10 protein-coding genes are annotated in these 9,930 nt (G+C 52.8%); 6 read left to right on the plus strand and 4 right to left on the minus strand.

Annotated elements, in window-relative coordinates; all coding sequences use genetic code 11:
• Window positions 1-7 precede the first annotated feature (7 nt).
• Window positions 8-1,450, minus strand: a complete 1,443-nt coding sequence (locus O6944_07965; protein ID MCZ6719066.1) for an NAD(P)/FAD-dependent oxidoreductase — start codon at window positions 1,448-1,450, stop codon at window positions 8-10.
• Window positions 1,451-1,637: 187 nt separating this feature from the next.
• Between O6944_07965 and O6944_07970 the strand changes: the two genes are divergently transcribed.
• A complete protein-coding gene (locus O6944_07970; GenBank protein MCZ6719067.1) occupies window positions 1,638-2,354 on the plus strand; it encodes an SDR family oxidoreductase in 717 nt (238 codons plus the stop codon).
• 59 nt (window positions 2,355-2,413) lie between these two features.
• Here O6944_07970 and O6944_07975 read toward each other — a convergent pair whose 3' ends face one another.
• Window positions 2,414-4,312, minus strand: coding sequence for a thiamine pyrophosphate-binding protein (locus O6944_07975; protein ID MCZ6719068.1), 1,899 nt, complete (start codon window positions 4,310-4,312; stop codon window positions 2,414-2,416).
• 263 nt (window positions 4,313-4,575) lie between these two features.
• Here O6944_07975 and O6944_07980 point away from each other — a divergent pair, with 263 nt between their 5' ends.
• The gene (locus O6944_07980; protein MCZ6719069.1) at window positions 4,576-5,361 is read left to right on the plus strand and encodes an SDR family oxidoreductase; all 786 of its coding nucleotides are present in this window, start codon (window positions 4,576-4,578) and stop codon (window positions 5,359-5,361) included.
• Between the two features lie 63 nt (window positions 5,362-5,424).
• Here O6944_07980 and O6944_07985 read toward each other — a convergent pair whose 3' ends face one another.
• On the minus strand, window positions 5,425-6,078 hold the full coding sequence (locus O6944_07985) for a chromophore lyase CpcT/CpeT (protein ID MCZ6719070.1): 654 nt from the start codon (window positions 6,076-6,078) through the stop codon (window positions 5,425-5,427).
• 258 nt (window positions 6,079-6,336) lie between these two features.
• Here O6944_07985 and O6944_07990 point away from each other — a divergent pair, with 258 nt between their 5' ends.
• Entirely contained in the window at window positions 6,337-7,728 is a 1,392-nt protein-coding gene (locus O6944_07990; protein MCZ6719071.1) for an MFS transporter, read from the plus strand.
• Window positions 7,729-7,765: 37 nt separating this feature from the next.
• A complete protein-coding gene (locus tag O6944_07995) occupies window positions 7,766-8,029 on the plus strand; it encodes a bacteriophage holin (protein ID MCZ6719072.1) in 264 nt (87 codons plus the stop codon).
• Window positions 8,030-8,119: 90 nt separating this feature from the next.
• Here the strand turns inward: O6944_07995 and O6944_08000 are convergent, their stop codons facing one another.
• A complete protein-coding gene (locus O6944_08000; protein ID MCZ6719073.1) occupies window positions 8,120-9,244 on the minus strand; it encodes an aromatic ring-hydroxylating dioxygenase subunit alpha in 1,125 nt (374 codons plus the stop codon).
• Between the two features lie 162 nt (window positions 9,245-9,406).
• On the opposite strand from O6944_08000, the gene O6944_08005 reads away from it, so the two are divergent.
• Together O6944_08005 and O6944_08010 are read left to right on the plus strand one after the other, a co-directional pair.
• Window positions 9,407-9,550, plus strand: coding sequence for a hypothetical protein (locus tag O6944_08005; protein MCZ6719074.1), 144 nt, complete (start codon window positions 9,407-9,409; stop codon window positions 9,548-9,550).
• A 193-nt stretch (window positions 9,551-9,743) separates the two neighbouring features.
• A partial coding sequence (locus tag O6944_08010; GenBank protein MCZ6719075.1) for a hypothetical protein occupies window positions 9,744-9,930 on the plus strand: 187 nt, incomplete at its 3' end.

Here is a 9,930-nt window from a genome sequence, read left to right on the forward strand (position 1 = left end):
CTGTACGTCAAATTACGCTGAAGATTTCAATCGCAACTCTTTCGGATGATTCGAGAGCTCCTTCCATGCCGCGATTGGATAGCGCCGTTGCGTCACCGCAAAGGTGAATTCGTCCATGGGGCTCGTTCATATGACCAGCGAAACGGGTGACTTGACCGGGGCCGAAATTCGTAAAGTCACCTGATGCAAAAGGATCGCGAAACCAGGACTTGTAGCCGGCGACCTCAAGCTTGCCCTTGGCCGCAGGCCTGATTTTTTCGATTGTGGAAACGACCAGCTTGGTCGCGCTCTCCTGATCCATCTGGTCTAGGCGCTCAGCTTTGTTGCCCATCATCAGGGCCATCATGCTTGCGACTTCATTTGGATCGTCTTCGCTAAGGTTAAGCATGAAAAGTCCGACGGGCGCGTCGGTGATGAACATGGCGGGCTTGAAACCGTCCGCCTCCCAGTATGGCGCAGTCGGTACAAGGTGTACCTGTGTGACCAGTTGCCGGGGAACCGACCAGATGGCTTTCCTCTGCACGCCGGTGAAATAGGGTTCGACCTTGATTCGGCGGAGCACCGGTAGCGGTATCGAACACACTACGCGGTCGGCGCGATAGACGGTGCCGTCGGCGCAATGGACTTCGGCAGTATCATCGCCGGTCCGCATTCCCACGACTTCCTTCCCATAGTGAACCTCTTTCTTGAGAAGCTCAGTCATCGCCTCGGGAAGCCTTTGGTTGCCGCCTTTCATGGTATACGAGCTCCGCACGCCGTCTTTGAAGAACACCGTACGACCCCATAGGTATTCCATCATCACGATGAGTGCCGATGCGTCATGAGTAGAGTTGTTATATTCCCACTTGTGATTGCAGCACAGGTCAATCACCTCAGGGGTCGCGCCTTCACCTAACATCCAGTCGTCAAACGCGATATCCAGATGGGCAAATTGTGGATCAAGCCAGGCCGAGGATTGGGGCAACGGCACATGCTCTTTCATAAAACGCATGTAATATTGCCAAGGGGCGTCTTCTCTATGCTCTACAGGCAACGGATTCTTGGGATGGTTCGGCCAATCCTTCATAGGTACAACTTTATCGTCTATGACAAGTTCCATACCCCTCAGATAGGATTGTCGATTGGCCTGAATTTCAACACCGTATCGGGCGGCGGCGTCGAACAACCGAGCATAGCCGCTACCAAAGGAACTTCCACCAGCTTCCGGGTTGCCTGGAACATCGTACAGCGTTTTCAAGCGGCCCCCGGCCCGCATTCGGGCTTCAATTACCTGGACCTCCAGGCCCTCGTCCTCGAGCATCAAAGCTGTGTGGAGTCCGGATAACCCGGCGCCGATGACCACGACATCCGACCTGGACTGAGCCCTCGCCAGTCCGGGTCCCGCCAAAGCCAGCGACGCGGCTGCTGTACCTTGCAGCATTTCTCTTCTCGTGATCGTTTTTGTCGTCATGTGCAGCCCCCGGATTTTTGATGAGCCCCCTTTAACTGTCATCAACCATTCAGTTGCGGAGTGTCCAGGACAGTCCCAACAACGGTCGTTCGAAACCAACTATGATCCGCAACGGCGTGTCACCTGATGGATGGCTCAAAAGAGATGCCTATCGCGCTCGGTTAATATCGTTTATACGGGACAGGCCATGATAACAATATTCGTAACCGGCTCAAATCGAGGTATCGGTCTCGAGTTTGTTCGCCAGTACACCTCTGATGGTGCGGAAGTCATTGCAACTTGCCGGAATCCGGACGCGGCCGATGATCTTCAGGCGATCGCCGAAACCTCGCACGGCCGCGTGCTTGTCGAGCAACTTGACGTTAGCGATCCGGGATCGATTAAAGCGCTTGCACAACAATATGAGGGTAAGCCAATTGACATCCTGATCAATAATGCCGGGGTAATTGGCCCGAGAGACCCGAATCAGGAACGGCTCAAGGAACAATTTTTTGGCACTCTGAACTACGACGCGTGGCTGGATGTCATTAATGTAAATGCTCTGGGCCCCATTCGTATGGCCGAGGCGTTTATTGAAAATGTAGCGTTGGGTACAGAAAAAAAGATCGTGACGCTGTCGAGTACCGTGGGTTCGATCGAGGAGGGGCCTCACCCGGTATTCATATACTCAACGAGCAAGACGGCTTTGAATAAAGCAGTTTCGGTATTGGCGCTGGCATTGCAGGACAAAGGAATCATTGCCGCTCTGTTCTGTCCCGGTCATGTAAAAACAGATCTCGGCGGCGAAGACGCAGACGTCGAAGTAGAAGACAGTGTTGCGGGCCTGCGGGAGCTAATATCCGGGCTCACGATGGACGACAGCGGTACCTTCACGCGCTACAACGGCGAAACCGTTGCGTGGTAGAAACTGTGCGACCGGATCGATAGATCCATATCAAATGAGCAGTGTTTCGCTCCCTGCCGTCAGACCTTTCTCGTGCGCCGGTCCGCGATCGAGATTTCCGGGTGCCAGGTGGAATCTGCACCTTTGCCCCGCCGTGCGATCACCGCGTCGATAAGGTACGGTCGTCCTTCGCGGGTTACTGCCGCGGCGCGCGCGAATGCCGCCTTAAGTTCGGCGGGTTGGGATACCATTTCACCATCAATGCCAAATCCTTTGGCAATGTTGACAAAGTCAACAACCGGATTTCCGAGATAACAAGCCATGTCTTTCCAAAGCTCTTTGTTGGTTTTGACCAGTTGGGAAGTCATGTACAGTGCTTGTCGTTCCGAGTCATAGCTGCGGTTGTTCAGTATCACGATAATGACCGGTATATCGTAGCGAGACGCCGTCCACAGGCTTTCCAACTGACCAAACAACATAGCGCCGTCACCTACCAGGCATGCAACCTGGTGATTAGGGCGGGCGATCTTTACTCCCAGGGATGCCCCGATGCTCCAGCCAAGCGCGAATCCCGTCGCAGGGCCAATCACGGTCTTTTGCCCCTGCGCGAAGTTCATGCTGTCGTAGGCACTCCGCCCGCTTGATTCGGGTACGATGATTGCGTCCGCCTCGAGCGCTTGATCGGCCTCATAAAGTAATCGTTCTGGGGCAATGGGGCTGTCATTCCACGTTGCTGCGTTTCGTTGTCGCCTGCGCTCCTCCGCTGCAGCGTTTGCAGCTCGCGACACCTCGAGCCGATCTCCTTTTGTCCGCTCGATCTGTGACTTCGTTGCCATCGCTTCAATAGCGTCTATCAGGGCACGCGTCGTTTCCTTGACGCCCGCAGCTATCGCCAGATCGGTGGGATACAAATTGCCGATCTTGTCGTACTCGATCCGCGCGTTGATGATCGTTGCCTGTTCCGGTACGGGGAAGCCAAAGTTCGTCGGATCGGGCATATCGCTACCGAGATTGAGGTAAACATCGGTTTGCCGCACCCCCCGTGGCGCACCGCCTACCGAAAATCCGGCAAATAAAGGGTGCTTGAACGGAAAATCTCCGTAAACGCTGTGTCCCTGAGCCACCGGGATCGACAACAATTCGGCAAGCTCGATCAAATCCTCATTCGCACGGGCACGGGTGACTTCACCGCCAGCGTTGATCATGGGGGTTTTTGCTTCGAGTAACAGCCGGGCTGCCTGTTCTATGAGCTCTGTTTTTGGCTCCATTTGCAGGGGAATAGCAAAGTTGCTCTGCGGATAGATAGTCTGCGTGAGATCTGTTGCACGCAGAATGTCTTTCGGCAGGCGAATGTAAACGGGACCGCCGGGCGGAGTGCCAGCCAATTTGATACCGCGTCTCACCATTTCACTGATACGTTCGGGATTGTTGACTTGCCAACGCCATTTAGTGAATTGCTCTGTTGGCTGCAGCCAATCGTCCACTTGCTGAAATCCGTCGCGGCCGGCTGAACTGGTGCTTTGCCCGTCAGAAAATACCGCGAGAGCAGACCGGTCCTTCCAGGCGTTGTAGAGATTACTCATCGCGTTGGGCATGCCGATGCTGGGAAGAACCAAAGCGGTGGTCTTGCCGCTGGCTAGTTCATAGCCTTCGGCCATACTGGTTGCCTGTCCCTCTTGCAACGCCACAATCAAATTGAGCTCAGGGCGTGAGTTCAAGGCATCGTAAAAGGCTCCCTGCCCGGTTGAATTGGCGTTAAACACATATTCCACGCCGGCAGCTTTAAAGCATTCGGCCAGCACCTCGCCGCCGTTACCGACAAAATCGAAGCCTTTGCCCGATGACTCCGGGACCGCGTAGGCGACGGATCTCAAAACTGACTCGATCGCCGAGGCACTAAAGCCCATAGCCACCATGGCCTTGCCAAAGTCTCGGCGCGATAGATCTTGATCCAGAAGTTTTTTAACGAGAGTCTTCATGTTGTTCGGTCCCGTCCCCCGATCGTTGCAATACTACTCACTGCCGATTGAATCGCCAACTACACCGGGATCTTTTTCCTCACGGACATTGCGTTAGCCCGAAACCACGTAGATACAACTAGGTATCGGCGCTATACGCTGAGGAGAAAATTTCACAGCGTTATGATAAGTGCCCAAGCAAAAAATCCGATCGCATGAGAGTATACTGCGCGTCCGGCTATTGATGCCTTTTACAAAGAAATTCCGTGAGGGAGAGTGAATCAATGACAATTCCGAGAATTGTGTTCCTGTTTGTGCTGTCGTTCTTTTCGCTAGGCAGCCTCGCTCAACAGGGAATCGCCGATGATCAAGCGACGAGCCGAATAGATACCAACGAAGTTATCCTGGTTGCGGGCGCGACGGGGCAAACGGGAAGCCGTGTCGTTCGACAATTGAAAGGCCTTGGCTACAAAAAGGTACTTGCCATGACGCGTAATGAGGAGCGGGCGATCTCGAAATTTGGGTCTGATACCGAATGGATCGAAGCTAACGTCACCGACCCGGAGTCACTGCAGAAAGCGTTCCAAGGTGTCGATAGAATTATCTCGACCATAGGCTCTACTCGCGAGCCCGGCAACGGCACCGAAGCCGTTGAATATCTGGGCGTTAAGAATATGGTGGATGCGGCATTAGACAATGGCGTCAAGATCCTTGTGCTAACGTCGTCTGCCGGCGTCACGGACGAGAACAACGAGCTAAACAGGATCCTCGACAATGTTCTGATATGGAAACTTAAGGGTGAGGACTATTTGAGACAGAGTGGCCTTAATTATTCGATTGTACGTTCGGGCGGGCTGAAACCGAACATCTCCGGCGGCCAGTTCGGTGTGTACTTGAGTCAGGATGACGATCCGAGAGCAGGGCAAATTTCCGTGGAGGATGTGGCCTCTGTTTTGATTGAAGCGGCCAACAATCCCGATGCTCATCGTAAGACCTATGAGATTTTCAACTATGTGACCCGCTACCCGGCAGCCTGGCCGAGTACATTCGCTATTTTGCAGAAAGACTAGCGCCCAACGATGGAACAGGCGGGCAAGCTGACCTCAAAGTACTTCTCGAAAGACGACGGTATTTTATTGCTCTATTCTTATCTGTTTAGCATATTCCCCGGTAGTATTGCCAAACAGCTGATTGCCATCTAAGTCGTAATATCTCGCATTATTCCAGAGCTCGCCGGGCCTGATAATGAGTTCGTCGATGTGATGGATTTTTTTCCCCAAAGATCGGCTTATCGGATAGCAACCTGGCTCTCGCATCACTCCCTTTAGCTGCGAGTCGTCCTCGCTTTTTGAAAAATAAAATGCACAGCCTTTTGTTGAGTGTACGTCTGCCAGCGTAACTCTTTTTAATTTGGCTGGATAGAGATGCGCATCGATGAACTGCTCTGGATCGTTGAACATATGAAAACGTAACTTAACCGTACCCGTCTCCGGATCAGGCCGAAACTGGTAGATGCCGATACCCAGTAGCGTATCGGTACTACCATCATTGGTTAATTGTTGGAAATACGTGAGCCCGTCGAAACCTTCGATCGAAACCGGCTCGACAATCTGGTGCAAGGGAATGTGCCTTTTTTCAGCGGGAAGTTTTTTTGCTTCGTCTTCGATGACCTGCGCACTGTTATCATAAAAACCCCCAACCCAGGCTTTGATGGACGCCATGTTGGCTTCGATGTCTTTAGCCTGATCGTTGGCGTTGCGATCGCAAGCTGCCAAGCCTAATACCAAGAGCGAAAGCGCAGTCAAATACCGCATAGACTATTTCCGTTGTTATTAATTGTCATTTGGCCGGGACCGGCGATCGGTAGTTGTTGGCACCGTATACTATCCGACCGCGGTACCTAAACCATAGCACGGTCTTGATGGTTGACTGCATAACAATTGCTGGGTGTGTTTGTAACAATCCGCACGACTATCCCAGAGACGATGGCCTACCGAATAAAAATTAGGCCGAAGATTATCTGAACTTGTCGGGTCTATCCCAATATGAACAGTATAAAACGCAGATGGGCTGCTAATAACTACCAACTCCGATTAACCGAGCAGCTGGGTTGGGCAATGGGTTCGATGGGCACTGGCGTCATGATCGGTGCACTGACCGGTTACGGGCACTATTACATGACGAATTATTTAGGCATCGGGGCCGGTATGGCGAGCTTACTTTTCTTACTGGCCAAAGTCTTCGACATGATCAGCGACCCGATTATGGGGCAGATTAGCGACCGCACCGAATCGAAATGGGGGCGCCGTCGACCCTATCTTTTGGTCGGCACGATTGCTTGTCCAATAGCCCTGTTGCTTCCGTTTCATCTACCGGTTTTTGAAAGCAGCACGCTTACGGTAGCGATCATGTTTATTGTTATGTTGCTTTATTGGACGGCGTTTACGTCCTTTAATGTGCCGTACTTCGCGATGCCTGCAGAGATGACGTCAAATTATCACGAACGCACCGTTATCATGTCGCAGCGCATTTTCTTTTCGACAATGTCCGTTGTTTCGGTTTCTGTCTTGGGTCCAAATGTTATTGAAGCATTTGGTGGTGGCATTGCCGGTTACAAAGGCATGAGCTGGGTTATGGCCCTCATTGTTTTTCTAGGAATGGGCGCTACGTTTTTATTGACTAGGAACGTTGCTTTCACTTTGAGGTCCCAACGCGGCGATTATCGCGTGCGCAACCAGATCAAACTGATACTCAACAACAAGCCGTTCTGTACTTTCATTATCGCAAAGTCATTCATCTTTATCGGGTCCGTATCGGCCCAGGGAACGCTTCTTTATATGGGCCAATTCGTTCTCGGTCTCGGTGAAATGATTCTGGTTCGTTTCGGCATCGGCTACACGCTGGGCGTGGTTTTTTCGCTCCCGATATGGACTCGTCTGATAGCGAAAGTTCTGGGTAAGCGTAATGCGTTTCGGATAGCGTCCATTGGGCTTGGTTTGACGATGCTTACCTGGTGGTTTGCCACGCCCGACGAGTCACTCGTTATTTTCTATACGCGCTTTTTCTTTATGGGAATTTTTTCTGCTGGCGGGTTGGTATCCGGATCGGCGATGCTGCCCGACATGATGGAATACGACAGGCATCGGTCCGGAGTGAGCCAGGAGGGGCTGTATGCCGCGACTTTCAGTATGATCGAAAAAATTGCCTATATGGCGGGACCGGTAATATTTGGTCTGCTGCTTAGCATCGCAGGCTTTATTTCGGTTGAAAAAGGGCAATTTGTCGACCAACCGGAGTCAGCAATCACAGCCATTCGCGTCGCGGTGGGCATCATACCGGGAGTATTGTCGATTATTGGCGGCCTGCTTATTGGATTTTATGATCTCGACGAGGCCAAATTAAAATCAGTTCAATCCGTTTCTACCGAAACGACATGAGACCGTGTGACGTTGGGCGTCACAAGGAGGCATAAAAATGAAGCTAAGAATAAGGGCGTTTGCGCTCAGCTGTGGGATCCTTTGGGGTTTAGGGCTATTCATCATGACGTGGTGGATAATTGCGTTTGATGGCGTTGGTGGTGGGGAAATTATTGGGCGCGTCTACCGCGGCTACAGCATCACCCCCTTGGGCAGTATCGCGGGCCTAATATGGGGATTTGTTGATGGGCTGATTGGCGGAGCAGTATTCGCCTGGCTTTACAACTTCATTGCCGTGCGGTTACCGAGCAAAGGCGACTAATCAGGATTGGATTCTCACCAAGCATCTTGCCGGAGCGAGGGGTAGAAAAAGCGCGCAGAGGGCCAATGCGCTCCGCATCAGAATCGAACGCTAGGCAGCACTCTCCACGCTGCTCGCAATAGGCGGTATTAGCGGAACCGGGTCGAGTACCCAGTTACCGGCGCTGCGCCGGTCGGGGCACGGAATCGCGTAGGCTACATCGCCGACTTTTTGCTGCAGCGCTTGTGTATCCAGACGCCAGCCCCTGGCGGCCCATTCTTTGAGACGATTCCGGTAGCGCACAATACCCTCGTCACCCGGCGTCAGTATTTCCTTGGTGTTCGTATCGGGTGTCCTCGTAGGATAGATTCCTTCGAGCACCGTAATGTCTTCGACCGTGACGCGCAGATTGGCGTCGCGTACGTGCTTATCTTTATCCGGTTCCATCAGGAAGTTTCGTAGATTTATGAAAAAGATCTTCGTGCGATCCCCGTCGATGGGCGCTTCAAAAAAATACTGGTGGAGGGTTTTGTTCGTCTTGAAGTTAATCCAGGTAATCAGAGTATTAGGGCCATAATGTTCCGAGCTTGCGCTAAGACCTTCGGGGATTCCGCCAAGGCCCTCCACGGCGGTTGGTTTTTTGGTTTGCTCAGTGAATCGACCGATGAACTTGCTTCCCCATGGCACGTCAAGGTATTCAATATTGCCCTGGTTTGGCTGCGGGGATCCCTGGATCGGGTGCACGAATTCGTTATGCACGGGATCCATGCCGTTTTCCAGCGAGCGTTCGTAGTAGCAATCAGGCTCCAAAATCATCAGCTCAGTAGACCGCCATTCGGGATCGTCATACTCCTCGATTTCATACAGCGGCGGACGCTCCTCCTCGGGCAGGTCGCCGAGGAACGCAAACACGATGCCGTACTTTTCCTGTACCGGGTAACTGTCAACTTTGGCGCGCGCCGGAATCTTGCTGCCCTCATCAAAAGACGGGACCAGCCGACACTTGCCATCGCCGCCGTAGCGCCAGCCGTGATAGGGACAAATGATACAACCGTCCTTGACCCAGCCTTTGGACAGCGAGCCGCCACGGTGCACGCAAGTATTGGCAAGCACGTGGGGCTGATTGTCGGTATCACGAAACGCGACGAACGGCAGGCCCAGTACCTGGGCCGGCACCGGTTCGCTGGCGCTCAGTTCCTCGCTGGTGCAGATGGGATACCAGAAATTGATGTACATGGCGCTGCCCCCAGAATTCTGCTGTTCTGATCATTCAGTAATGTTGCTGCCAATCTTAATTCATGACCCGGTCAAAACCCAGTGGCCGAGATGGCGCTACTCACCATCAAAATCAAAGCGCCTGCGTGAATAGCTGATTCCCGCAACTTTAACGATCCACAATTGCGCGAAGCAGATGTGCGGGCCGGGCTCGAAGCTGCCGTGCCCACTGGGACCCCTGAGCTACCGGCCGGGATCGACCGCGCCGCCATGGAGGTTCTGCTTGTGTCGACGTCAAGCGGAGCCCATCTCGCTGGCCCCGCATAGGCAATTGATTCCGCAGCATTTTATGGCAAGAACGAAGTGAATTTCCCCAAATTGTGCGGGCACAATACGACGGGAGCGGGCATCTGCCGCAGTCAAGAGGTAATCTTCGCAACAGGAGCGCATAGAAATCGAAGGCCACTGGCATCAGAACAAGAACCGTCTGAACAATACGACGGCTACGGAGGGACTGAGTATGAAGAGTCATCGACCGGCCACAGCGATCGTATTCACCGTAGTGATAATTGTGGCCCAATTCATTTTTTTGGGTATGAATGGATCGCAGGCGTCCGATAGCCTTGAAGCTCTGTCGAAAGAACAGTTGGCATTCGCGAACCGATTTTCTGCGTTTCTGGATCGCGTGGATGCGCTGTATTTCGGTC

This window comes from Gammaproteobacteria bacterium, from assembly GCA_027296625.1.
Classification (GTDB): Bacteria; Pseudomonadota; Gammaproteobacteria; order JAKEHO01; family JAKEHO01; genus JAKEHO01.